Source organism: Mycobacterium sp. 5-140-3-2 (genome assembly GCF_035666375.1).
GTDB classification, from domain to species: domain Bacteria; phylum Actinomycetota; class Actinomycetes; order Mycobacteriales; family Mycobacteriaceae; genus Mycobacterium; species Mycobacterium intracellulare.
Genome location: NZ_CP142025.1, coordinates 1,126,724 through 1,149,683, shown reverse-complemented (window position 1 = coordinate 1,149,683; position 22,960 = coordinate 1,126,724). Strand labels below are relative to the sequence as shown.

At 68.1% G+C, this 22,960-nt stretch carries 21 protein-coding genes and 1 pseudogene; 8 read left to right on the top strand and 14 right to left on the bottom strand.

Annotation, left to right across the window (positions count from 1 at the left end):
• The first annotated feature begins 53 nt into the window (after positions 1 to 53).
• Positions 54 to 2,324: a 5-methyltetrahydropteroyltriglutamate--homocysteine S-methyltransferase gene (metE, locus tag P6281_RS05735; protein WP_014941417.1), complete on the top strand. Its 2,271-nt coding sequence runs from the start codon at positions 54 to 56 to the stop codon at positions 2,322 to 2,324.
• Positions 2,325 to 2,390: 66 nt separating this feature from the next.
• On the opposite strand, the gene P6281_RS05730 is transcribed toward metE, so the two are convergent.
• On the bottom strand, positions 2,391 to 4,115 hold the full coding sequence (locus P6281_RS05730; protein ID WP_014384010.1) for a DUF3556 domain-containing protein: 1,725 nt from the start codon (positions 4,113 to 4,115) through the stop codon (positions 2,391 to 2,393).
• A 52-nt stretch (positions 4,116 to 4,167) separates the two neighbouring features.
• A complete protein-coding gene (locus tag P6281_RS05725) occupies positions 4,168 to 4,890 on the bottom strand; it encodes a potassium channel family protein (protein ID WP_009957546.1) in 723 nt (240 codons plus the stop codon).
• 121 nt (positions 4,891 to 5,011) lie between these two features.
• Between P6281_RS05725 and P6281_RS05720 the strand changes: the two genes are divergently transcribed.
• Complete coding sequence (locus P6281_RS05720) at positions 5,012 to 6,508, top strand: potassium/proton antiporter (RefSeq protein WP_026071435.1); 1,497 nt, start codon at positions 5,012 to 5,014, stop codon at positions 6,506 to 6,508.
• Between the two features lie 1,101 nt (positions 6,509 to 7,609).
• A complete protein-coding gene (locus P6281_RS05715) occupies positions 7,610 to 8,989 on the top strand; it encodes a flavin monoamine oxidase family protein (RefSeq protein ID WP_324738644.1) in 1,380 nt (459 codons plus the stop codon).
• 61 nt (positions 8,990 to 9,050) lie between these two features.
• On the opposite strand, the gene P6281_RS05710 is transcribed toward P6281_RS05715, so the two are convergent.
• On the bottom strand, positions 9,051 to 9,572 hold the full coding sequence (locus P6281_RS05710; protein WP_008254413.1) for a DoxX family protein: 522 nt from the start codon (positions 9,570 to 9,572) through the stop codon (positions 9,051 to 9,053).
• Between the two features lie 213 nt (positions 9,573 to 9,785).
• On the opposite strand from P6281_RS05710, the gene P6281_RS05705 reads away from it, so the two are divergent.
• Both P6281_RS05705 and P6281_RS05700 read left to right on the top strand, forming a co-directional pair.
• Positions 9,786 to 11,363 carry a pyruvate, phosphate dikinase gene (locus tag P6281_RS05705; RefSeq protein WP_008254411.1) on the top strand — a complete coding sequence of 526 codons (1,578 nt, stop codon included), beginning with the start codon at positions 9,786 to 9,788 and terminating at the stop codon, positions 11,361 to 11,363.
• Positions 11,360 to 11,974, top strand: coding sequence for a hypothetical protein (locus P6281_RS05700; RefSeq protein WP_008254409.1), 615 nt, complete (start codon positions 11,360 to 11,362; stop codon positions 11,972 to 11,974). Before P6281_RS05705 ends, P6281_RS05700 begins: the two co-directional genes overlap by 4 nt.
• On the opposite strand, the gene P6281_RS05695 is transcribed toward P6281_RS05700, so the two are convergent.
• The 3 genes from P6281_RS05695 to P6281_RS05685 form a co-directional block, all read right to left on the bottom strand.
• Positions 11,975 to 13,216, bottom strand: coding sequence for a WS/DGAT domain-containing protein (locus P6281_RS05695; RefSeq protein WP_008254407.1), 1,242 nt, complete (start codon positions 13,214 to 13,216; stop codon positions 11,975 to 11,977).
• A 4-nt stretch (positions 13,217 to 13,220) separates the two neighbouring features.
• The gene (locus P6281_RS05690; protein ID WP_324738643.1) at positions 13,221 to 14,123 is read right to left on the bottom strand and encodes an alpha/beta fold hydrolase; all 903 of its coding nucleotides are present in this window, start codon (positions 14,121 to 14,123) and stop codon (positions 13,221 to 13,223) included.
• 143 nt (positions 14,124 to 14,266) lie between these two features.
• Complete coding sequence (locus P6281_RS05685) at positions 14,267 to 14,755, bottom strand: VOC family protein (protein WP_043955617.1); 489 nt, start codon at positions 14,753 to 14,755, stop codon at positions 14,267 to 14,269.
• Positions 14,756 to 14,875: 120 nt separating this feature from the next.
• Here P6281_RS05685 and P6281_RS05680 point away from each other — a divergent pair, with 120 nt between their 5' ends.
• The gene (locus P6281_RS05680) at positions 14,876 to 15,739 is read left to right on the top strand and encodes an alpha/beta fold hydrolase (RefSeq protein WP_008254400.1); all 864 of its coding nucleotides are present in this window, start codon (positions 14,876 to 14,878) and stop codon (positions 15,737 to 15,739) included.
• A 9-nt stretch (positions 15,740 to 15,748) separates the two neighbouring features.
• Here the strand turns inward: P6281_RS05680 and gnd are convergent, their stop codons facing one another.
• Positions 15,749 to 16,771: a phosphogluconate dehydrogenase (NAD(+)-dependent, decarboxylating) gene (gene gnd / locus P6281_RS05675; protein WP_009953426.1), complete on the bottom strand. Its 1,023-nt coding sequence runs from the start codon at positions 16,769 to 16,771 to the stop codon at positions 15,749 to 15,751.
• 16 nt (positions 16,772 to 16,787) lie between these two features.
• Positions 16,788 to 18,197, bottom strand: coding sequence for a glucose-6-phosphate dehydrogenase (locus tag P6281_RS05670; RefSeq protein WP_014384005.1), 1,410 nt, complete (start codon positions 18,195 to 18,197; stop codon positions 16,788 to 16,790).
• Positions 18,198 to 18,319: 122 nt separating this feature from the next.
• On the opposite strand from P6281_RS05670, the gene P6281_RS05665 reads away from it, so the two are divergent.
• Entirely contained in the window at positions 18,320 to 19,153 is an 834-nt protein-coding gene (locus tag P6281_RS05665) for an adenylate/guanylate cyclase domain-containing protein (RefSeq protein WP_009953429.1), read from the top strand.
• Here the strand turns inward: P6281_RS05665 and P6281_RS05660 are convergent.
• Positions 19,105 to 19,314 (bottom strand): hypothetical protein, encoded by a 210-nt coding sequence (locus P6281_RS05660; protein ID WP_014381976.1) that lies wholly within the window; start codon positions 19,312 to 19,314, stop codon positions 19,105 to 19,107. The two genes, P6281_RS05665 and P6281_RS05660, sit on opposite strands and share 49 nt — an antisense overlap.
• Before the next feature lie 146 nt (positions 19,315 to 19,460).
• Here P6281_RS05660 and P6281_RS05655 point away from each other — a divergent pair, with 146 nt between their 5' ends.
• Positions 19,461 to 20,144 (top strand): hypothetical protein, encoded by a 684-nt coding sequence (locus tag P6281_RS05655; RefSeq protein WP_014384004.1) that lies wholly within the window; start codon positions 19,461 to 19,463, stop codon positions 20,142 to 20,144.
• 48 nt (positions 20,145 to 20,192) lie between these two features.
• On the opposite strand, the gene P6281_RS05650 is transcribed toward P6281_RS05655, so the two are convergent.
• The 5 genes and pseudogenes from P6281_RS05650 to P6281_RS05630 form a co-directional block, all read right to left on the bottom strand.
• Entirely contained in the window at positions 20,193 to 20,516 is a 324-nt protein-coding gene (locus P6281_RS05650) for a putative quinol monooxygenase (protein WP_009953431.1), read from the bottom strand.
• Between the two features lie 362 nt (positions 20,517 to 20,878).
• The gene (locus P6281_RS05645) at positions 20,879 to 21,511 is read right to left on the bottom strand and encodes a peptidoglycan endopeptidase (protein WP_371286264.1); all 633 of its coding nucleotides are present in this window, start codon (positions 21,509 to 21,511) and stop codon (positions 20,879 to 20,881) included.
• A gap of 124 nt (positions 21,512 to 21,635) precedes the next feature.
• Entirely contained in the window at positions 21,636 to 21,995 is a 360-nt protein-coding gene (locus P6281_RS05640) for a hypothetical protein (RefSeq protein ID WP_179960061.1), read from the bottom strand.
• A gap of 85 nt (positions 21,996 to 22,080) precedes the next feature.
• Positions 22,081 to 22,463, bottom strand: a pseudogene (locus P6281_RS05635) (hypothetical protein).
• 98 nt (positions 22,464 to 22,561) lie between these two features.
• Positions 22,562 to 22,960, bottom strand: coding sequence for a VOC family protein (locus P6281_RS05630; protein WP_009953435.1), 399 nt, complete (start codon positions 22,958 to 22,960; stop codon positions 22,562 to 22,564).

The following is a 22,960-nucleotide window of genomic DNA, read 5'->3' as shown; positions in this document are numbered from 1 at the left end:
TCGGCCTCGCGTCCGCCGGCGGTGACCAGACCGTTGATAAAAGGACGAAAAACGTGACCACTCAACCATTCACCGCCACGGTTACCGGCTCGCCGCGCATCGGCCCGAAACGCGAACTCAAGCGCGCCACCGAGGGCTACTGGGCCGGCCGCACCAGCAGATCGGAACTGGAATCCGTCGCCGCGACACTGCGCCGCGACACCTGGGCGAGCCTGGCGGCCGCGGGCCTCGACTCGGTGCCCGTGAACACCTTCTCCTACTACGACCAGATGCTGGACACCGCGGTGATGCTCGACGCGCTGCCGGCGCGGGCCACGCACGTCTCCGACGACCTCGACCGCTACTTCGCTGCCGCGCGCGGCAATTCCGACGTCGCGCCGCTGGAGATGACCAAGTGGTTCGACACCAACTACCACTACATCGTTCCCGAGATCGCCCCCACCACGAAGTTCGCGCTGAACCCCGACAAGGTGCTCTCGGAGCTGAAAGAAGCACTGGCACAGGGCATTCCCGCGCGGCCGGTCGTCATCGGGCCGATCACCTTCCTGCTGCTCAGCAAGGGCGTCGACGGCGCGGGCGCACCCATCGAACGACTCGAGGAACTGGTGCCGATCTATTCCGAGCTGCTGTCGCTGCTCGCCGATAACGGCGCGCAGTGGGTGCAGCTCGACGAGCCGGCGCTGGTGACCGACGCCTCCCCCGACGCGCCCGCGTTGGCCGAGGCCGTCTACAACAAGCTCGGCGCGGTGAGCAACCGGCCGTCGATCTACGTCGCCACCTACTTCGGTGACCCCGGCGCGGCGTTGGCCGGTCTGGCCCGCACGCCCGTCGAGGCCATCGGCGTCGACCTGGTCTACGGTCCCGACACGGCGATCGCCGCGGTCCCCGAACTAGCCGACAAGGTACTGGTGGCCGGCGTCGTCGACGGACGCAACATCTGGCGCACCGACCTGCAGGCGGCGCTGGACAAGCTGGCGAGCCTGCTGGGTTCGGCTGCCGCGGTTGCCGTCTCGACATCCTGCTCAACGCTGCACGTCCCGTATTCGTTGGAGCCGGAGACCGGACTCGACGAGGCGCTGCGCAGCTGGCTGGCCTTCGGACAGGAGAAGGTCGGCGAGGTGGTGGCGCTCGCTCGCGCGCTGCGCGAGGGGCGCGAGGCGGTCGCCGAGGAGATCGCGGCATCGAACGCCGCGGTGGCCTCCCGCAAGAGCGATCCGCGCCTGCACAACGACCGCATCCGTGCCCGCATCGAATCGATCGTGGCCTCCGGCACACACCGCGGTGACGCGGCGAGGCGCCGGGCCAGCCAGGACGAGCGGCTGCAGCTGCCGCCGCTGCCGACGACGACGATCGGGTCGTTTCCGCAGACCGTTCAGATCCGCAAGGCCCGCGCCGCGCTGGTCGCCGGCGAGATCGACGCGGCCGAGTACGAAAAGCGGATGAAGCAGGAGATCGCCGACGTCATCAAGCTGCAGGAGAACCTCGGGATCGACGTGCTGGTGCACGGCGAGCCCGAGCGCAACGACATGGTGCAGTACTTCGCCGAGCAGCTGGAGGGCTTTTTCGCCACCAAGAACGGCTGGGTGCAGTCCTACGGCAGCCGCTGCGTGCGTCCGCCGATCCTCTACGGCGACGTGATCCGCCAGCACCCGATGACGGTGGAGTGGGCCAAGTACGCGCAGTCGCTGACCGACAAGCCGGTGAAGGGCATGCTGACCGGTCCGGTGACGATCCTGGCGTGGTCGTTCGTGCGCGACGACCAGCCGCTGGCCGACACCGCCAACCAGGTGGCGCTCGCGATTCGCGACGAGACCGTGGACCTGCAGTCCGCCGGTATAGCGGTGATCCAGGTCGACGAGCCGGCGCTGCGTGAGCTGCTGCCGCTGCGTCGCGCCGACCAGGACGACTACTTGCGTTGGGCCGTAGGGGCTTTCCGGCTGGCCACGTCGGGTGTCGCGGACTCCACGCAGATCCACACCCACCTGTGCTACTCGGAATTCGGCGATGTGATCGGCGCGATCGCCGATCTGGATGCCGACGTGACGTCGATCGAGGCGGCACGCTCACACATGGAGGTGCTCGACGACCTCAACGCGATCGGCTTCTCCAACAGCGTCGGACCGGGCGTCTACGACATCCACTCGCCCCGGGTGCCGAGCACCGAGGAGATGGCAGAGTCGCTGCGCGCGGCGCTGCGAGCCGTTCCGGCCGAACGGCTTTGGGTCAACCCCGACTGCGGACTGAAGACCCGCAACTCCGACGAGGTGACCGCGTCGCTGAAGAACATGGTCGCCGCCGCGCAGGAAGTGCGCGCGGGGGTCTGAGGCATCGCGGGAGTAACGCCACGGCGGTTTCCGGCGGGAAATGTCGCCGTGGCGTTACAACCGCGCCTACCCCGACACCACCTCGACGGGAACGTCGTCGGCCCAGGGCTGGCGGGTGACCATGTCGGCGACCCGGACGATGCCGCGCTCGAACTCACCGGTCGCGGCGTCGACCAACCGATACGCCTGCGTTTGCTTGTGAATCGGTTGCGCGTCAAGCAGAACCACGCGGACCTCGCCCGGTTCGAAGTGGCAGCGCTCCTGCAGCGCGCTGATCAGCTGCTCGTTGTGCATGTGGCCGTCGCCGAAGTTCCAGCCGATCGCGGTGCTGCAGATCCGCTCGCCGTCGGTGAGGACGTAGTCGTCCTCGTTCTGGCCGGCCATGGCGCGGTGCGCCAGCGTGAACAGCGCCCGGCCGTGAGTGTTGAAGCCGCGGAACGCGTATCCCATGTAGAGCGGAATCTGCGCCGCCTCCGGGCTGCCATAGAACCGTTCCAGCTGGGCCTGCGGCATGCTGGCGATCGCCACGATGCCCCTGCCGATCTTGTCGTTGGCGGACGGCTTGATGCACCACAGCGTGGTGTCCCAGTTGCCCGCGTAGTACCGCATCCCGGGCAGAAACGAGATCTTGCGCGGAAACATGTTGCCCAGCAGAACGATTCCCGCGATCACGACAAACAGGATCGCCACCACCACCGGGTGCTTGAGATCCGCGAGACCGAGCTGGGTGTGGGCGACGAACAGCGACAGCACCCCGAAGATCATGAAGACGTTCCACTCCAGCGGCACGCCCATCGGGATCGAGACCAGGATGCCGAGGTGGAAGCACACCATGACCACCGCGGCCACCGTGACGGGCCAGCCGCCGTGACAGAAGAACAGTGGCAGCGGCACCAGCATCTCGATGGCGGTGCTCAGGTGCGCCAGCCACCGCGACAGCCACCCCGGCCGCAGGTCGTCCGGGAACTTCTCGAAGAAGCGCCTTTTCAGCCAGCGGGGCCGCACCAGCGGATTGTTCGACATCATCGTGGAGATCACGAACGGAAAGTGTTTGTTGAGTTTGGATGTCGCGGCGCCCATCCAGATCACCAGGAACACCACCTTGGACCCGACGATCATGTCGGGCGCGGCGAACAGGAACGTCACCGCCATCGTCGCGTAGACCTCGCCACGCGCGGCCAGGAAGATCACCTTGTCGCGCAGGCCGAGCACCGCGAGCAGCACCAGGATCAGCACGACCTTCCATGCGGGCAGCAGCCCGATGGTCGTGCCCAGTTCGGGGATCGGCCCGGTGCCGTCGGCGAACAGCGCCGCGAACGTCACCAGAAGGAACAGCGCATACAGGGCCACGTCGACCGGTTTGCGCTTGGTGCCCTTGGTCAGTGGCACGCGGTCCGGCCAGGGTGGCAGCCGGATGGTGCCGAAGCGCATCCAGTACAGGACCGAACCCATCGGCGGGAAGAACCGGTTGTTCAGCGGGCCGAAGCCGCAGCCCAATCCGATCACCTCGAACAGCATCGTGTAGAGCACGACCTTCTCGAACACGATCGGCTCCGACCACCACGACGCGACCTGTGTGAACCCGCCGAGGCCGCGGGTGGCCGAGGCGAACACCCACGCGCCGAGGATGTAGAGCAGGATTTTGACGACGTAGAACAGGTGCAGCGCGACCGGTGTGCCGAAGCCGACCTCGGCCCAGTGCTTGGCCATCGGGCGGATCTTGTCGCTGCGGCTGCCCTTGTTCCATTCGGCCATGTCGAGCTGCGGTAGCTCGGGCTTCAGAAATCCCATGGTTCCACAGACTAGAACGTGTTCTAGGTAGGTGGCACGCGTTGGGCCCGAACTAGGCGGGCAAGTTTCTCACCGGGCCGGCCGGTATTTCACGCCGGCGCGCCGCCCGGGCCGGGGCACCCTGGACGATGAGGGCGCGGACCTGATTCTCGGCGGCACTGCCTGCGACGAACAACATTTCGTCGCCGGCCTCGAGCACGTCGTCGGGCTGCGGCAAGATGACGCTGCCGGCGCGCAGCACGGTGATCAACGCGGCGTTATCCGGCAGCGGCAGGTCACTAATCCGGCGGCCGACAAGCGGGTTGTCCACCGGCAGTGTCAGTTTCGACAGGCCGACCTGACCGCGCGCGAGCCCCATCAGCTGCACGAGGTGGCCGACGTCGATGGCCCCCTCGACCCCGGCCACCATGGCGCGGGGCGTGGAGACCGCCACGTCGATGCCCCACGCCTCGGTGAACAGCCACTCGTTTCTCAAGTCGTTGACGCGCGCCACCACTCGGGCGACCCCGAACTCGGCCTTGGCCAACAACGCCGCCGCGAGGTTCACCTTGTCGTCGCCGGTTGCCGCGATGACGACATCGCACAGCTGCAGTCCCGACTCTTGGAGCGACGCCAGCTCACACGCGTCGGCGAGTAACCACTCCGCGTCGGGCACCGTCTGCGGTACGTAATGGTCGACGTTGCGCTCGATCAGCAAGACGCGGTGACCGGCCTCGAGTAGCTCGAGTGCGACCGAACGACCGACCGCGCCCGCGCCGGCGATCCCGATGCGCACTATCCACTCTCCTGACGGCTGGTCGGCGTGTACCCCAGCTAGTCATTAGTGTTACTAGTGATTCACTTGCACACAACCCGACTTCGCTGGCCTGAGCCGCGACCGAACGGCGATGAACAACATGACCTTGCAGCAGCTGTACGTGACGCTGCTGGTCGGGGGCCTCGTGCTGCTGGCCAGCATCGTCGCCACCCGGGCGGCCGCCAAAGTGGGGTTGCCCAGCCTGCTGCTGTTCCTCGCGGTCGGCGTGGCCCTCGGCAACGACGGGCTGGGGCTGGAATTCAACGACGTCCAGCTCGCCAGCGACCTCGGCACCACGGCGCTGGCCGTCATTCTGGTCGAAGGCGGATTGACGACGCGGTTCGCCGACATCCGCAAGCTGCTGGCACCCGCGGGTGTGCTGGCCACCCTCGGGGTGGGCATCAGCATGGTGATCACCGCCGCGGGCGCGCACCTGCTGCTCGGCATCAACTGGCAGCTCTCGTTGTTGCTCGGGGCGATCGTTTCGCCCACCGATGCCGCCGCGGTGTTCTCGGTCCTGCGCGTCCTACCGCTGCCCAGGCGCCTCGCCGGTCTTCTCGAGGCCGAGTCCGGATTCAACGACGCGCCCGCCGCGATTCTCGTGCTCATGTTCAGCACGACCCCCATGACGCTGGCGCCGGGAACCGCCGCGACTGGCGTGGTGTACGAGCTGGTCGTCGGCGTCGCGGTCGGCCTGTTCAGCGGCGTGCTGGGCGCCTTCGCGATGCGACGGGCGGCGCTGCCGGCCTCCGGCCTCTATCCGTTGGCGACGTTTGCGCTGGGCATGGTGGCGTTCGCCGCGGCCGCCAGCGCCCACGCCAGCGGGTTCATCGCCGCGTATCTGTCGGCGGTGATATTGGCGAACTCCGGGTTGCCCCATCGCTCGGCGACCCGGTCCTTCGCGGAGGGGCTCGGCTGGCTGGCCCAGATCGGGCTGTTCGTGCTCCTCGGCCTGTTGGTGAGCCCGAGCCAATTGGGCAGCGAACTGATCCCGGCGATCGTCGTGGGCGCGGTGTTGCTGTTGCTCGGTCGGCCGCTCTCGGTCTTGATCTCCCTGGCCCCGTTCCGGGTGCCCTGGCGCGAGCAGGTGTTCCTCTCGTGGGCCGGGTTGCGCGGCGCGGTCCCCATCGTGCTGGCGACGTTTCCCATCGTCGAAGGGGTCGCGGACAGCTACCGGCTGCTCAACATCGTGTTCATTTTGGTCGTGGTCTTCACCCTGATCCAGGGCCCCGGATTGAGCCTGCTGGCGCACAGGATCGGGCTGATCTCGCGTGAAGCCACGAGGGAGATCCAGGTGGAAGCGGCGCCGCTGGACGTGTTGGAGGCCGAACTGTTGACGATGACGGTGTCGCCACCGTCGCGGCTGCACAACGTCTCGGTGCTCGAGTTGCGGCTACCCGACCCCGCCGTCATCACCCTCATCATCCGGAAAGGCCGCACCTTCGTCCCCCAGCCCCACACCCGCATCCAGGCCGGCGATGAGCTGCTGATCGTCACGACACCCAAGACGCGCGCCCCCACCGAGCGCAGGCTCCGCGCGGTGAGTCGCCGCGGCAAACTGGCGTACTGGTTCGACGAGTACGGCGAACCGGACTGATCTGCCGCCTGTCTGGCCACGGTCGGCACATATGAGATCGGCCAGAGTTTCGGCGGCGCCCAGCGCGCCGTCGCTAGAATCCAATCATTGTGTGGTTCAACGACGGAACCAGACCGCGACGGTCGCGCCCGGTCATTGCGATCGCCGCCATGGTGGTGTTGCTAGCCGCGGTCGTCGGATCCGGCCCGTGGCGCTCGGAGTCAGCGGGGTCCGGGCCTCCCGCGTCCGCGGCCCCGCATCCGGTGGTCGCCGCTATTGGCCACGACGACCACCCGGCTCCTGACCAGGGTTTGTCCGCCGAGTACCACAAGCCTCCCGCGACCGCGGCCGCACCTCATGGCCGGCAAGCGAATTCGCCGCGCTGGACGCCGGCGCCGCCGTGGTCACCGTCGCCGGCTTCATCCATGTCGAGTTGGCGAGCCGACGCCGTCGACCCGTGCACACCCGGCACTTCCCTTGGCGCCCAAGATCTTTTGACCCGGCTCTGCGTCTCCAGACGCTGATCGGCCAGGACCGGCCGTCATGCCATGCGCGACGGCCGCTCAGACGCATCGACGTTAACTCCTGCTGCTCACGCGCCACCGCACACCTCTCTCAATCGGCGGGTGTACGCGCGGGACCTTGTATTTCAGGGAGAAATTTTGTCCACATTCTTGGTCGCGAAGACCCTCACAATTCTCGGTGGTGCCGCGCTGCTTGTCTCGGCGGTCGGATGCGACGACGGCGTCGTCGCGACGTCGGCGGGCCCGTCAATCACCACGACGGCCGCTTCGTTCGGCGGGGCGCCGGCACAACCGCTTCCGGCTTCGCCCGAAAGTCGTGCTGGCGGTGCGGGATTCACTGGCTGCATCATCGGCCTAAACTGCGGTTGCTTCCCTCGTCAAGGCAAGTGTGGGCGGCAGCGGTCGCCACGGGTGGTGCCTTCGCCCCCGCCGCCGGGCGAGTTCGGTAACAACGGCCCCGCCGAAAACCGGCATGTGCCCGTGGTTCCGTGAGCCGCCGACCACACCGTCGTCTCGGAAATCCGGGTGAACTCGCTGTCGCGGACGCCGCCGTCGGTGTAGTTTGCTGCTGGGGCGGGACTACGGTGAGGAGCCGGCCATGTCCGACGTCGATTATTGCGTGGTCGGAGCGGGATTCGCGGGCCTGACGGCCGCCTTGCGGCTCCAGCGGGCCGGCCGATCGGTGGCCTTGCTGGAGGCGCGCGACCGGGTCGGTGGGCGCACCTTCACCGAGACCCGCCCGGACGGGACGTGGATCGACCGCGGCGGCGCGTGGATCGGCCCGGGCCAGGACCGGATCTACGCGCTGATGAACGAGTTCGGCGTGCCCGAGTACAAGCAGCACAACGACGGCGACGCGATGATGATCGTCGGCGGCAAGAAGCACCGCTACGGCGGCCCCATCCCCTGGACGATGAGCCCGTGGGCCGTCACCAACCTGGGCCTCGCCCTGATGTCGTTCGAGAGAATGTGCAAAACGCTCCCGCGCGAAGCCCCTTGGGAGGCAACGCAAGCCGCCGCGTGGGACCGGATCAGCCTGGGCGAGTGGATCGAGAAGCACACGCTGTCCAAGGCGGCCCGGCAAATGCTGGACATGGCCCTGTCCGGCCTGTACACCTCGGCGGGATCCGAGACGTCGTTGCTGTGGGCGCTGCTGCAGACGGGATCGGCCGGCGGCCCGACGTTCGCCATTTCCGGCAAGGGCGGCTCCCAGGACGCCCGCCCGGTCGGCGGCATGGGCGCCATCTACCGACAGATCGCCGCCGAGCTCGGTGATGCGGTGCACCTGTCGCGGCCGGTCCGGCAGGTCGCGCAGGACGCCGACGGCGTCACCGTCAGCGCGGAGGGCATGACGGTGCGGGCGCGGCGGGTGATCGTGGCGATCCCACTGGCGATCGCCACGTCGATCGCCTACGAACCGGCCCTGCCGGTGGATCGGGCGTTTCTGCACCGGCGCATGCCGAGCGGCGCGGTCGTCAAGATCTCGGTCGTCTACGACGAGCCCTTCTGGCGGGCCGACGGGCTGTCCGGCCAGTCGGCCGCGCCGGGAGGCCCGGCGACGCTGACCATCGACGCCTGCACCGACACGGGCAATCCGGGGGTCATGTGCGTCATCAGCGAGGGGCCCGCGGCGCGACGGCTCGGCAGGCTCGGCGAGGCGGAACGCCACGCGGTCATCATCGGCGAGCTGGTCGACCGCTTCGGGAGCAAGGCGAACGATTACCGCGAATTCCACGAACAGAACTGGACGGTGGAGCGCTATTCCGGCGGCGGCATGATCAGCCACGCGCCCACCGGCGTGCTGACCGAATTCGGTTACACCCTGCGCGAACCCTGCGGCCGCATCCACTGGGCCGGCACCGAGAGCTCGGCCGTCATGTGCGGGTGGGTCGACGGCGCGATCCGCTCCGGGGAGCGCGCCGCGGCCGAGGTGACCGCGGCCGACACGGCGACCGTGGCGGCCTCGAGCGTCGACTAGTTGCGCGCGTCGCCGGCGTGTCGGCCCGACAACTCGACGTTCGGCGCGGGGGGCGCCGTGGCTAGCCGGCTTGCTTGGCCGGCGGCCGATAGAAGATGACCAGCTGGCCGATGGCACCGGCCAGGCCGAGCACCACCGAGATCAGCAGGCCGTGCCAGCCGTCCATCCAGTTCTTCCCGAAGACCAGGTAGTCCAGGCTGTACTTCCCGGCGCCCAGCGTGGCCACGACGACCGCGCTGACGGCGAGCACCAGGTTGTATTCCCAGCCCTCCTTGACGATGAAGAAGCCGTTGGCGCGGTGCACGGTCCAGGCCGCGACCAGCATCAGCGAGACGAAGCCCGCGGCCGGGATGGGGGTGAGCAAACCCGCCGCCAGGCCCAGGCCAGCGGCCATTTCCGTGGTCGCCGCCACCGTGGCGTGAAACTTTCCGGGTTTCATGCCGATGCTCTCGAACCACCGTGCGGTGCCCGGGATGCGGCCGCCGCCGAAGAACTTGTTGTAGCCATGCGCGGCCAACGTCACGCCCAACACCAGCCGCAGGATCAGTACTCCGACGTCATGGAACGTGTCATATGAAGTCATAACTGTAAACCTAGATCATGGGGCGGGTGGCAAGACAAGAGCCGCCGAGCAGCTACGGCGCTTTATCCGCTGGTACGTGTGGGAACATAGCGGGCGTTCCGACGTCGGCATCGGTAGCTAAGTCCACAAAGGGGGTGCACCACGGCTCGCACCGCATCAGGTAGCGGCGCCCACCGCCATGCGTCGAGCGGGGCCACGCGTGCCGAGCATCCCGTGGTGTTACTGGACGGCGCATCGAACCACCCGCGCGAACTGCTGGGCAACAAGGGCCACGGCATCCAGACGATGCGCCGCCACCAGCTGCCGGTGCCGCCCGCCTTCTGCATCACCACCGCGGTGGGGCTGCGGTACCTCGCCGACCCCGCGGCGACGATGGACGCCATCTGGGACGACGTGCTCGACCGGATGGGCTGGCTGGAGACCCAGACCTCGCGCACGTTCGGACGGGGACCGAATCCCCTGCTGGTCAGCGTGCGCTCGGGCGCCACCCAGTCCATGCCGGGCATGATGGACACCATCTTGGACCTGGGCATCAACGACGACGTCGAGCAGGCGTTGGCGGCGGGCGACCCGACGTTCGCCCGCGACACCCGCCGGCGGTTCTGCGACATGTACCGCCGCATCGTGGGCGGCGGTGAGCAGCACGACGTTCCGTCCGACCCGTACGCTCAATTGCGCGCCGGCGTGGAGGCCGTGTTCGCCTCGTGGAACTCGCCCCGCGCGGTCGCCTACCGCACCCACTACGGTTTCGGTGATCAGCACGGCACCGCCGTGGTCGTCCAGGCCATGGTGTTCGGGAATTACGGCCCCAATTCCGGTGCCGGGGCATTCATTTCACGCAATCCGATAACCGGCGACAACGAGCCGTTCGGCGAGTGGCTCCCCGGCGGCCAGGGCGACGACGTGGTGTCGGGATCGGTTGAGGTGCAACCGATCACCGCGCTGCGCGACGAGCAGGCGGCCGTCTACGACGAGCTGGTCGCCGCCGCCGGCACCCTCGAGCGGCTGGATGCCGACGTCCAAGAGATCGAGTTCACCGTCGAAAGCGGCAAACTGTGGTTGCTGCAGACCCGGGCGGCGGAGCGGTCGGCGCAGGCCGCGGTGCGCACGGCGCTGCAGCTGCGGCACGAGGGACTCATCGACGACGCGGAAACACTGCGGCGGGTGACCCCGGCCCACGTGCAGACCCTACTGCTTCCCGCGCTTCAGCCCGAAATACGCTTGGCGGCGCCGCTTTTGGCCAAGGGGCTGCCGGCCTGCCCGGGCGTGGCGTCGGGCACGGCATACACCGACGTCGACGAGGCGCTGCGTGCCGCCGACCGTGGCGAACGAGTGATCCTGGTGCGCGATCACACCCGGCCCGAAGACGTGTCGGGGATGCTGGCGGCGCAGGGCGTCGTCACCGAGGTGGGTGGCGCCGCCAGTCATGCGGCGGTGGTCAGCCGCGAATTGGGCCGGGTGGCGGTGGTGGGCTGCGGCCAGGGCGTGGCGGCGTCGCTGGCAGGCAGACAGATCACCGTCGATGGCGCCGAAGGTGAAGTGCGCGAAGGCCTTTTGGCCTTGTCCGCGTGGTCGGAAGACGATTCGCCGGAGCTGCGCGAGCTGGCCGACATCGCGCGACGCGTCAGCCCGCTGCGCGCCCACGTCACCGGAGACCATCCGCGGCTGGACGACAACTCCGAGGCCGCCGTGCGTGCCGCCATCGACCGCGGACACACCGACGTGGTCTCGGCCACCCCGTTGATCGTCATGCTGACCGCGCTGCGGCTGGCCGCGGGGGCGGCGCCATGACCGAACTGGATGTGCTGCAAGGGGTCCGGCTCAAGGGCCGGGTGAGCAGAACCGATCTGGCCGCGACATTGGGGGCCGATCCCGGCGACATCACTACCATCGTCGAGCAACTGACCGCGGCGGGCCTGCTGGCCGAGGGCGCAACCGTGCAGATCACCCGCGCCGGCAGCGACCGGTTGGCGACGCTGCTGGCCGAGGAGCGCGAGGGCATCGATGCGGGCGCGATGGCCGCCGTGTACCACGACTTTCGCGCCGTCAACGCCGACTTCAAGCGCCTCGTGACGGATTGGCAGCTCAGGGGAGGCCCCGGCGGCGTTCCCAACACCCACGACGACGCCGAGTACGACGCCGCCGTGCTCGCCCGCCTCGACGACGTGCACGCCCGCGCCGTGCCGATCGTCGAGGCCGCCGCGGCCCAACTGCCCCGGCTCAATGCCTACGCGACGAAACTTGCTGCGGCATTGGACAAAATCAAGGCCGGGGAGACCTCCTGGCTGGCCAGGCCGCTGGTCGACTCCTACCACACGGTGTGGTTCGAGCTGCACGAAGAACTCATCGTCGCCGTCGGCCTGACCCGCGAGGAAGCGGCCAGATCCGGCGACGCGCAATAGCTAAAGGGCCTCGTCGAGCAGCGCCGTGTAGGCGTCGATATCGGGAATGGCCGAGGCCGCCGCGTGCACGCTGATCGCGATGGTGTCGCCGATGCCGTGCACGCCGTGCGTCAGACCCATCATCGGCGACAGCGCCGGATATCCGGCCGTCAGCACCACCGGGGCGCCGCCGAAACTCAGGTCGGCGGCGCCGCGGTAAACGCTGGACACCACGGTGTTGCCGGCCACCTGCGTCGGACGCTGGTCGAGGTCGAACTGGTTGATCCCCCAACGCAACAGCGGTGCGGGCACCGCGGCGAAGGCCCGGTCGGCGGTCCGCGTGGCCGGATGCTCGAACCGGCGCCGGCCATCGGCCAACTCGGCCGCGATCCGCCGCAGCCGCGCATCCAGATCAAGCTGTGGGTACAGCCCGACGACCACGTTCCCGAAGTGGTTATTGGCATGAGGCACACCGGGTTTGGCCATCGGGACTTCGGCCCCTAACGTCTCGGATCCCGGTCCCAGCAGTCGATACAGCGCGGTCGACACGGCGGCGAGAGCCCCGACGGTCACCGTGGGCCCGCGAAGCTGCGCGCGGGGACGCACCAGCGTGCGCACCGAGCGCGCGCCGTTCGGGCGGGCATTCGTCGGCAACAGCGGGCGGGGCCCGGCACCAGGCGTCAGCACGCCCGCGCGGATATCGCGGACCCGGCGGCGGTCGGCGCGGGCCGCCTGCACGGCCCGCCACGGCAGGAACCCCGCCGGCAACCGTCGCACCTCGGGCACCGGAACGTCCCGGCCGAACAGCCAGGCCGCCATCGCCGCACCGCGACCCCCGTCTGCCAGCGCATGCGCGAGCTGCACGACCGCGACCGCGCCCGGGCCGTCGACGCCCGGGATGCCGTCCACCGGCGTGAACAGGTGCACCCGCCACGGCATCCGGCGAACGTCCAGCTGGCTGTCGGCGAGGCCGGCGACCGCCGCCAGGCACGCACCCCAGCCGCGCTCGACGAGCTCGTGGCGCACGATCTGCTCCGACACCACCCGAGCGGGAACCCACTGCGGATACCTCAGTAAGGACCGGTCGTGGACCCGCACCGACAGGGCGGGGCAACCATTCGCCCGGCGGCGAACCTGTTCGACGGCACGGCCGAGGTCGGCGGGCTCGCCGGCGAAGGCGTACAGCAGGAACTCGTCGCTGGGGATTTTCGCCGACATCCAGTAGAACTGCGCATCGACGGCCGCCATCCGGCGCGCAGTCATCGCGTCAGCCGGGTGGGCCAACGAACGCAAGCACCCGCTCGGCCACCTTCTCGGGCTGTTCGAGCTGCAGGAAATGCCCGGCGTGATCGATGATGGCCACGTCGCCTCCGGGTGGCAGCACCTTTTCCGTCCAGTGCGCGAAAGCCGGAGTCATGCAACCGTCGTCGAGGCCGTGCAGATACAAGCTCGGCAGGATGGGCGCCTCGGTCCAGCGCTCGTTCAGCTCGGCGTACCGCTGCGGGGGCTTGGTGTTGCGCAGGGTGGCCCGGTAGGTCCCCAGGGCCGCGCGCCAACTTTCCGGTGTGCCGATCGCGGCGTCGACGTGCCGCAGATCCTCGTCGGCACCGCGATAGCCCGGCGACCATCGCCGCCACAGCAGCGGCAAGATCCAGCGCGCGGAACGCTCTGGCAGCAAAGGCAATTGGAAATAAAACATGTACCAGCTGCGCAACAACTGGCGCGGCAGCTGACGGGCCAGCCGGCCCCGCTCGCTCACCTGCCCCCGGAACGCGGCCGAGACCGGCACCGACATGATCACGGCTTTGGTGAACGGGCTGTTGGGCATCGCGGCCAGGCCGGTGGCCGCCAGCGCACCCCAGTCGTGACCGATCACCACGTCGCGGTCGGTTCCTCCCGCGGCCGCCCGCACGCGCAGGGCGTCGTCCATGATCGCCCCGACGTGATAGCTGCCGTCCTCGGGAATCGACGAGGGCGCGTATCCGCGCATGAACGGCGCGATGACCCGCCAGCCCGCCGCCGCGAGGAGCGGGGCCATCTTGCGCCAGCCGTAGGCCGTGTCGGGAAAGCCGTGCAGGCATAGGGCGATCGGACCGTCGGCGGGTCCCCAGGTCAGCGCCTTGAGATCCCCGGGCGGCCCCGGCACGTCGATCCACCGCGGCTCGGTCATCTCGCGTTGTCCGCCATATCCACTCCTGTTCGGCGCGTCCGCACGGACAAACCTAACCCGTGGGACTCCGCGATGCACCGACCGGCGCGGGATATTCGTCAAATATGGCCCGCCTCAGGGGGTTTCGCGGTCAGAGTGAGTCATCACCGCGCGGGGTCGCCGGACGCCTCCGCGGCCCGTTCCAGCTCGGCGATGATGATCTTGCGCATGCCGTACATCGCCTGGGTGGCGGCCGCCGCCCGGGCGCGATCGGGATCGCCGATCAATTCGTAGAGCCGATCGGGGACGATTTGCCAGCTCAGGCCGAAGCGGTCTTTGAGCCAGCCGCATCGCGATTCCTCGCCGCCGTCGGTCAACCGGTCCCAGTAGTAGTCGACCTCGTCCTGGTCCTTGCAGTGGACCGTGAAGGAGACCGCCTCGCTGAACTGGAAGTGCGGACCGCCGTTGATCCCGATGAACCGGGCGCCGTCGAGCACGAAGCTGCCGGACAGGACGGTGCCGGGCTCCCCAGGTCCGGCGTCGGTGGTCCGGTTGAGCCCCTCAATGTGGGAGTTCGGAAACACCGAGGTGTAGAAGCCGGCGGCTTCCTCCAGGTTGTCGTCGAACCATAACGACGGGGTGATCGATGGCATGTGCATGGCCTCCTGGGTCGCTCGTGGGGGTTCGACAGACAGACCCCCGCGAACACGGAAAGTCATCGCGCCGTCGACCCGCGCAAGAGTGCTTATGCGACCTATGTAACGTCAGGACGCATGAGCACCGTCAGCAGCAGCCCCCAGACGGTTGAGTTTGCCGGCGCCAAGGGCATCACCCTGATCGCCGACGAATGGAATCGGGGCACCGATGCCGCCGGCCGGCCGAGCATTCTGATGCTGCACGGGGGCGGCCAGAACCGGTTTTCGTGGAAGAACACCGGTCAGAGGCTGGCCGACGAGGGTTTGCATGTGGTGGCCCTGGACTCCCGCGGGCACGGTGACAGCGATCGCTCACCCGATGCCGACTACGAGATCGAGACGTTGACGACCGACGTCCTTCGGGTGCTGGACGCGATCGGGCGGCCGGTGACGATCATCGGGGCGAGCATGGGCGGGTTGACCGGCATCCTCGCCGCGCACCGGGCCGGCCCGGCGAAGGTGACCCGCTTGGTGCTGGTCGACGTGGTGCCCCGCTTCGAGAAGGGCGGCAGCGCCCGCATCCGCGATTTCATGTTCAGCGGCCTCGAGGGGTTCGAGTCGCTGGAGGAAGCGGCCGACGCCGTCGCCGCCTACCTGCCCTACCGCAGCAAGCCCCGCAGCCCCGAGGGGCTGAAGAAGAACCTGCGCCTGCGCGACGGCCGCTGGTACTGGCACTGGGACCCGGCGTTCATGACCAAGCCCGGCGACGATCCCGAACTGCGCACCGAGAGCTTCGAGCAGGCCGCCAAGAACCTGAGGATTCCCGTCCTGCTGATCCGCGGCAAGCTCTCCGACGTGGTGAGCCCCGAGGGCGTTCGGCACTTCCTGGCCACCGTGCCGCGCGCGGAGTTCGTCGAGCTGTCCAACGCCGGGCACACCGCGGCCGGCGACGACAACGACGCGTTCAGCGACGCCGTGGTGAAATTCGTCCAACGCCACTGACCAGTTCGGTCAGTTCGCCGGCTTCTCCGCGTGCCCGCCGAATTGCTTACGCATCGCCGAAAGCGCCTTGTTGGCGAAGTCGTCGAGCGAACGCGAGGCGAAGCGCGACTGCAACGCGGTGGTCAGCACCGGCGAGGGGACTCCCTCGTCGATCGCGGCGATGGACGTCCACCGTCCCTCTCCGGAGTCCGAGACGCGCCCGGAGAATTCCTTCAGCTCCGGGGATTCGTGCAGGGCGATCGCCGTCAGATCCAAGAGCCAGGACCCGATGACGCTGCCGCGCCGCCACACCTCGGCGACCTCGGGGATGTCGAAGTCGTACTGGTAGAACTCCGGATTCGACAGCGGCGCCGTTTCCGCGTCACCTTCCTGGACGTGCTTGCCGATGTCGGCGTTGCGCAAAATGTTCAGCCCCTCGGCGAGCGAGGCCATCATGCCGTACTCGATGCCGTTGTGCACCATCTTCACGAAGTGCCCGGCGCCGGCCGGCCCGCAATGCAAGTACCCCTGCTCCGACGTCGCGACCTCGCCGTCGCGGCCCGGTGTGCGGGGTGCCGCGTCGACGCCCGGCGCGACGGTGGCGAAGATCGGCTCGGCGCGCGCGAACGCTTCGTCGTCGCCGCCGACCATCAGGCAGTACCCACGTTCGCGGCCCCACACCCCGCCGCTGGTGCCGCAGTCCAGGAAGTGAATGCCCTTCTCCGACAGCGTCTTTGCGTGGCTGATGTCGTCGCGGTAGTAGGAGTTCCCGCCGTCGATGACGATGTCGCCGGACTCGAGTGTCTCGGCCAGTTCGTCGATCACCCCGGTGGTGATCGTCCCGGCCGGCACCATCACCCATACGACGCGCGGCGCGGTCATCTTCTCGGCGAGCTCTTGCAGCGAGGACACCCCGGTGGTCTTGTCCTCCCCCGCCATCGCCTCCACCGCGTCGGGGTTGTGGTCGTACACCACGCATTCATGTCCTCCCGCGACCACGCGTCGGACGATGTTGGCGCCCATCCGGCCGAGGCCGATCATCCCAAGCTGCATGCTGTCCCTGGTCTCCTTACTGTTTCGTGGCCGTGCTGCGCGGCAGCCACGGCTCCTGCCAGGCGTGGTGGCCACGCACCAGCGCTTCGGCGGCCTCCGGCCCCCAGGAGCCTTGGTCGTAGTGGTGGATTCGACCCGGCTTGTCCAGCAACGGCTGCACGATCCGCCACGTCTCTTCGATGGCGTCCTCGCGGGCGAACAGCTGGCGATCTCCGTTGAACGCGGCGTAGAGCAGCCGTTCGTAGGGGCGTACCGGCTCGCCGAGATCCTCGGCGAACGACGAGTCCAGGTGAACGTCGTGCCACGAATCGCCGACCTGAGCGGACAGCTGCAGCCGCATCCCGGGGTCGGGGTCGATGCGCAGCACGATCTGGTTGGGATCGGGTGGGCGACGGTTGGGCAGGAACGAAAACCCGGGGACATGGTGCAGGAACATCCGGACCTCGGTGACCTTTTCCGGCAGCGCCTTGCCGGCGCGCAGGAAGATCGGCACGCCGGCCCAGCGCCAGTTGTCGATCTCGGTGCGCAGCGCGACGTAGGTCTCGGTGGTGGAATCCTTTGCCACGCCGGCGACTTCGGTATAACCGCGGTACTGCCCACGCACGCAGCGCTCCGGGTCCAGCGCGGGCATGGCCCGGAAAACCTCGGCCTTCTTGTCGTTGAGGTCGTCGGCGCCGGCGCCCACCGGGGGCTCCATGGCGACCAGCGCCAGCACCTGCAGCAGATGGTTTTGCACGACGTCGCGCAGCGCTCCCACCGCGTCGTAGAACTTGCCGCGGTCCTCGATCCCGAAGTCCTCGGCCATGGTGATGTGGATCTCGGAGATGCTCTCGCGGTCCCACAGCTTCGCCAGGCCGTTGTTGGCGAAGCGCAGGTACTGCAGTTCTTCGACGGGTTGTTTGCCCAAAAAGTGGTCCACGCGCAGGATTTGGTCTTCGTCGAGCACCGCGCGCAGCCGGGCGTTGAGGTCGCGCGCCGACTCCAGGTCGTGGCCGAACGGCTTCTCGATCGCCACCCGCGCCCGCTCCAGCAGGTCGGCCTTCGCCAGGTTCTCCACGATGGGCGCGAACAGCGCCGGCGGCATCTCGAGGTAGTAGAGCGGATGCGCGTCCGAATCGATCTCCTTGGCGAGCTGCTTGTAGAGATCGGCATCGGTGACGTCGCCGTGCAAGTAGGAGATCCGGCCGGCCAGCCGGTCGAACACCGCGTCGTCGAACTTCTCGCCGGATTTCTGGATGGCGTCGCGCGCCCGGTCCAGCAGCTGCTCGGTGGTGATGTCGTCGCTGGCCACGCCGATGATCGGGTGGTGTAGCTCGTCGCGACGCTCGAGGCGATACAGGGCGCGAAACGTCATCTTGCGCGCCAGGTCGCCGGTGATTCCGAAGATCACCAGCAGGTCGGATGAATCACCGTCGCCGTCGGCCAAAACCGCTCCTCCCGAAAGTCACCTGATGGGACGCCCCTGAGATCACTACCCGCGGCCGGCGGCCTCAACCCTAGACACTGCTCACAGGGCCGACAACCTAGCCGGACCGCGGCCTTGCAAGGATGACCGGCATGGGTGACGCGCTGCATGTCTCGGTCTACATTCTGGCCGGGTTTGCTGCGATCGAGGCCATCGGGTTGGTGGTGCTGTGGCAGCTGCTCGCGCGCAGTCAGCGCGAGCTCGACGAGCTGCGCCAGCGAAACGACGCCCGCAGCTGGTTGCTGTCGGGCGGCCGCGAAGCCGTGAAGACGGTGTGGAACACCGCCAACCTGGTGCGCAAGGAGGGCTTCGGGGCGGCGGTGCGCAGCTCGATCGAAGACCTCGCGGACTGGGCCGAGGTCGAACGGCCCGACCTCGCGCGGGTCACGCCGGACGGCCGGGTGGTGATCCTGTTCTCCGACATCGAGGAGTCCACCGCGCTGAACGAGCGCATCGGGGACCGGGCGTGGGTCAAACTGATCAGCTCGCACGACAAGCTGGTCTCGGATCTGGTGCAGCGGCGGTCCGGGCACGTGGTGAAGAGTCAGGGCGACGGATTCATGATCGCCTTCGCGCGCGCCGAAGAGGCGGTGCGCTGCGGGATCGACCTGCAACGCGCGTTGCGCAGGGATGCAAACCGCAAGCGGCACGAGGAGATTCGCGTTCGGATCGGCATCCATATGGGACGGTCGGTGCGCCGCGGCGATGACTTGTTCGGCCGCAATGTCGCCATGGCGGCGCGGGTCGCGGCACAAGCCGCCGGTGGCGAGATCTTGGTGAGTCAGCCGGTGCGGGACGCGCTTTCGGAGTCCGAGGGCATCCGTTTCGACGGCGGCCGCGACGTCGAGCTGAAGGGTTTTTCGGGCAGCTATCGGTTGTTCGCCGTTGAGCCCTCGGCCGATCCCGGCCCGGACTGAAGGCCTCCCCCTTCGTATTCGGCCAACCGCTGATGCAACCGATTGCGGACCTCGTCGGCGGTGTAGGCGCGCCGCTTGCGCTGGTCGCGAGCCACCAGCACGCCCCCGGCGACGACGCCGGCGGCACCGGCCAGTCCCAGCCACTTCCACACACTGCGCATGAGACCAGGCTATGCGTAGTCCCCGTCGTCGCGCGCTGGTTGTGATTGACTGGTGTGCCCGCGAGGCACGGCACCGCGACGCGCAGGCGGGCTCAGGAGACGAGGAGACCGGCGAAAGCCGCAGCGGCGAACGGGCTTACACAACCATGCTCACCTTGAACCAAGCGCTCGAGGAGACCCGTACGGGCGATCTTTGGCTGTTTCGCGGCGGTTCGGGACCCGACCGTGCCATCCAGACCTTGACGAACGCCCCGGTGAACCACGTGGGAATGACGGTGGCCATCGACGACTTGCCGCCGCTGATCTGGCACGCCGAACTGGGTGACAAGCTCGCCGACCTGTGGACGGGGACGAACCACCGCGGCGTGCAACTCAACGATCTGCAGCAGTCCGTCTTGCAGTGGACCCAGCGCTACCACCAGCGGTGCTGGCTGCGCCAGCTGACGCCGCCGGCCAACCGCGAGCAAGAGAACAAGCTGCTGCGCGTCATCGCCCGCATGGACGGCACCGCGTTTCCGACCACCATGCGCCTGACCGGCCGGTGGTTGCGCGGCCGCCTGCCGAACGCGTACGACTGGGCGCGCGGAATCCCGGTCGTGGACAGGAAAGTTCGAGAGTCGACGCTGCGGCGCAAGGAGCGCCAGCGCCTCGGCCTGGAGGCCGCCTACTGCGCGGAAACGGTGGCCATCACCTACGAGGAAATGGGTTTGATGGCCACGGAGAAGTACTCGAACTGGTTTGACCCCGGCTCGTTCTGGAGCGGTGAGAGCCTGCCGCTCACACCGGGATACGCGCTGGGCGACGAAATCGAGATCGTGGTGGCCGGCTAGCTTGGGGGGAAGGGTGTCTGGCCGACCGCCGACATCCGTGGCCGGCGGCTAGCCGACCGACATCTCGCCCATCTCGGACCACCCAGTGGCATCGAGCGTCTGGTTGATGATCTTCGGCGTCGACTTCAACGCCTGCGGAAGTTCGTGCATGGCCCGCTTGAAGTGATCGCTGTTGACGTGGACACCGCCCGCCTCATCGTCGCGGAACGCTTCCACCAGGACGTACTCCGCCGGGTTGTCCAGGCTGCGCGACCACTCGAACCACAGGTTGCCCTCCTCGGCACGAGTCGCCGCCGTGAACGCGGCGACGAGTTCAGGCCACCGGTCCGTCCACTCGGGTTTGGTTTCGAACTTGACGACGATGAAGATCATTGCGGCCCCGCCTCGGTTCGCCGATTTCGGTGTGCCCGCACCGCAGGCAGCGCCAGCCTATCTGGCGGCGGGCACTGTTGCGGCGGGGTGTCGGGCGCGTTTCCGGTCAGCGAACGCGGCAGCAAAGTGTTCTCACGAGTCACAAGCAACCCATGAGAAACTTTCGCCGCGGCGCGCACTTCCGCCACTTTTCCGAAGGCAGTGTCGTAGCTCACACACGACTCGGCGATCGTGTCATTTCACTATTGTGCCGGCCCGTCGGGATGGCCGCCGCCAATCGTCGGAAAGAACCGATAAATGGCCGACGGCACGCATTTCATTTGTTATGAATCCGCAATTACCGCGCTGTCGGACAAATACAATTAAAGTGCCGGCGGGGTGTCCATCGGCGGTGCCGGAGCGTCGATCAAAACGGCGGGCTCTTCCGGCGGGGGCGCGGGCGCGTCCGCCGGCGCAGGAGCGTCGGGCGGAGGCGGCAAAGCGTCCGCCGGCGGAGGGGCGTCGGGCGGCGGCGGCAACGCGTCCGGCGGCAAAGCGGCGTCCGGCGGCGGCGGCAACGCGTCCTCCAACTCCATCGGAAGGAACATGTGATGCGTGAATCCGGCCTGGTAGGCGCCGGGGCCGCCCACGTGGACGCCGCCGCGCTCACCGCTGGCCACCGACGTCCCGTCGGGCAGCGTCACCGCGGTGTGGCCACCGTTCCATCCGATGACCAAGGCGTTGGGCGCGGTCCCGTATTGGAACCCTCGCGCCAGCAACGCCGCTTCTTCGTTTCCGGTATTAAATCGATCCCCAAAAACTGGCCTATCGGTTGCGGCATTCGCAATCCACGAAGCGAGTCCCGAACAATCGGTCCCGGCGGGAGAATCTCCGCCCGCGATATACGGCGTGCCGGAAACCTGATTGATCAACGACATCAATGTAGCAATAACGACCATGGGCAGCGAGGCTAGCAATAACATATATTGCCAACCAAAATTTGTGGCGCACGTCATTCGGTAAACCAACAATGACCTGTGCCGCAGCTAAAGCAAATTTATTACACACGGGTATATTTTTGGCGGCAAATTGCCCGCATTTAGGCGATGCCGTCCAGGGGTACCTCGGTCGCGTCACCCATCAGGCGGGGTCAGGGCCCCGTTCGCTTTGCGCAATCTCGCGGTCAACGTCGGCCTGGTCCCGCTCCGCGCGCGCCTGTGCGCGCTGCACCCCTTCATCGGCGCGCCGCAGTCGCGCGCGTTCCTGCTCTTCGCTCGTGCCCTCGCGTTCGTCCGCGCGCTGCTCTCGTTCGTCCGCCGCCCGCTCGCGCTCGTCGGCAATCTGGTCGCGCTGGTCGGCAATCCCGTCCCTTTTGCCGGCAAGAAATTCACGCTTTCGGAGCTCAGCCTCCTGCCGGACCAGGGCCCTTTCGCGCTCCTCGAGCGCGTCGGGCCCGCATTCCGGCCCCTCGGGCGGCTCGGCGCGGTCGTCTGCGGCCACAGTTCACCCTAGCCCCGGGAGGGTTGACCGTTAGCGCCGCCAATCGCGTCTGATCAAAGCGGCCTTGGCCCGAGACGGTGCCTGCTCAGATGGGCGTCCATATCCCGTTGTTCCACAGGCCCCAATCGGCGTCGGTCGGGTTCCACATCAGTTGAGCCCCCGGCGCCCACGCCGGTTGAGGTGGCTGCGGCGGCGCCCACGCCGGCGGGGGCCCCAGGGACCCCAGCCCGACGGGGCGGTCGGGCCGCCCGGATGTTGCCACTCGTGGCAGCGATTCCAGTCCCAGTCCAAGACGTTGCCCCAGGCCGGGTTCCATGGCTCGCCCGGGCACCAGTGGTCGGTGGGCGCCGGCGCCGCCTGCGCGCCCGGGCCGCCGGCCAGCCCCAACGCGGACAATGCCAACCCGCTGCTCACCAGCACGCGCGCAGCCCGCCGCGGCCACGGTCCCGTTCGCTTGACAATCGTCATCTCCCCAGGATTTCCCTGGACCGGGATCCGGGCAAGTAGTTCTGCGGATCATCTGCAACCTGCAGGTCCGTCGACCGCCTCATCGCGGCGCCCGGCGATCAGAGCCCGAACTTCGCGCGCGCCTCGTCGGTGACCGGAGTGAACAGGTTGACGAGGTTTCCGTCGGGATCCCGGAACAACAGCGCGCGGTTGCCCCAGGGCATGGTCGTCGGCGTCGTCACGACCTCGGTGACACGCTCGCGCAGCCGCTCGAACTCGGCGTCCACGTCCTCGACGATGAATTCCACGATTGCGCTCCGGTTCGCCGCCGGCTCGGCCGATCCCGCCCCGAACAGCGGCACCGTCTTGTCGCTACCAATGGCCAGCGTGCCGGCCGGGGTCGGAATCTCCGCGAACAACTCGTTGCCCCACACGGCCGCGATCTGGGTGACCATCTCGTAGAAACCCACCAGGCGCTTGACGTCGGCGGTGATGATGCGGGTCGATACGAACTTCAT

Excerpts from the sequence above, each read along its gene's own strand:
- P6281_RS05685 (WP_043955617.1), bottom strand. The coding sequence starts at position 14,755 with ATGCCATCGATCACCCCGTCGTTATGGTTCGACGACAACCTGGAGGAA.
- P6281_RS05645 (WP_371286264.1), bottom strand. The coding sequence starts at position 21,511 with ATGACGTGCGCCACAAATTTTGGTTGGCAATATATGTTATTGCTAGCC.
- P6281_RS05630 (WP_009953435.1), bottom strand. The coding sequence starts at position 22,960 with ATGAAGTTCGTATCGACCCGCATCATCACCGCCGACGTCAAGCGCCTG.
- P6281_RS05660 (WP_014381976.1), bottom strand. The coding sequence starts at position 19,314 with ATGCGCAGTGTGTGGAAGTGGCTGGGACTGGCCGGTGCCGCCGGCGTC.
- P6281_RS05715 (WP_324738644.1), top strand. The coding sequence starts at position 7,610 with ATGTCCGACGTCGATTATTGCGTGGTCGGAGCGGGATTCGCGGGCCTG.
- P6281_RS05680 (WP_008254400.1), top strand. The coding sequence starts at position 14,876 with ATGAGCACCGTCAGCAGCAGCCCCCAGACGGTTGAGTTTGCCGGCGCC.
- P6281_RS05695 (WP_008254407.1), bottom strand. The coding sequence starts at position 13,216 with ATGACTGCGCGCCGGATGGCGGCCGTCGATGCGCAGTTCTACTGGATG.
- P6281_RS05720 (WP_026071435.1), top strand. The coding sequence starts at position 5,012 with ATGACCTTGCAGCAGCTGTACGTGACGCTGCTGGTCGGGGGCCTCGTG.
- P6281_RS05700 (WP_008254409.1), top strand. The coding sequence starts at position 11,360 with ATGACCGAACTGGATGTGCTGCAAGGGGTCCGGCTCAAGGGCCGGGTG.
- P6281_RS05665 (WP_009953429.1), top strand. The coding sequence starts at position 18,320 with ATGACCGGCATGGGTGACGCGCTGCATGTCTCGGTCTACATTCTGGCC.
- P6281_RS05650 (WP_009953431.1), bottom strand. The coding sequence starts at position 20,516 with ATGATCTTCATCGTCGTCAAGTTCGAAACCAAACCCGAGTGGACGGAC.
- P6281_RS05655 (WP_014384004.1), top strand. The coding sequence starts at position 19,461 with ATGCTCACCTTGAACCAAGCGCTCGAGGAGACCCGTACGGGCGATCTT.
- P6281_RS05730 (WP_014384010.1), bottom strand. The coding sequence starts at position 4,115 with ATGGGATTTCTGAAGCCCGAGCTACCGCAGCTCGACATGGCCGAATGG.
- P6281_RS05690 (WP_324738643.1), bottom strand. The coding sequence starts at position 14,123 with ATGACCGAGCCGCGGTGGATCGACGTGCCGGGGCCGCCCGGGGATCTC.
- P6281_RS05710 (WP_008254413.1), bottom strand. The coding sequence starts at position 9,572 with ATGACTTCATATGACACGTTCCATGACGTCGGAGTACTGATCCTGCGG.
- gnd (WP_009953426.1), bottom strand. The coding sequence starts at position 16,771 with ATGCAGCTTGGGATGATCGGCCTCGGCCGGATGGGCGCCAACATCGTC.